The 245-nt window shown below is 63.3% G+C and carries 1 protein-coding gene; it reads right to left on the bottom strand.

Annotation, left to right across the window (positions count from 1 at the left end; all coding sequences use genetic code 11):
• Positions 1-225, bottom strand: a 225-nt coding sequence (locus tag KVS71_RS18210) for a kinase/pyrophosphorylase (RefSeq protein WP_368874981.1), incomplete at its 3' end; no start/stop codon positions are given.
• Between the last annotated feature and the right edge of the window lie 20 nt (positions 226-245).

Below are 245 nucleotides of genomic sequence, written 5' to 3' on the forward strand. Positions count from 1 at the left end.
GATGACGTCCGCGCGGTCAAGCCTGCGGAAGCTCTGGCCGTCGTCGTGCTCGATGGTGTATTCGATGGCTTTGTTCCGAGTGAAGTACCGGTCGGTGTCGGCAAGGGAGTGATACCGGCCTGATTCCGGAGATGCTGACGCCCCGGGCGTTGCTTCGATGCTGGTCAGGTGCCCGCGGGGCAGGTCGATGAGAACTGCGGGAACGCTCGCGAAAGCCAGACCGATCTCGGGATTCTTCCGGGGGA

Source organism: Microbacterium sp. GbtcB4 (assembly GCF_019091465.1).
GTDB lineage: Bacteria > Actinomycetota > Actinomycetes > Actinomycetales > Microbacteriaceae > Microbacterium > Microbacterium paraoxydans.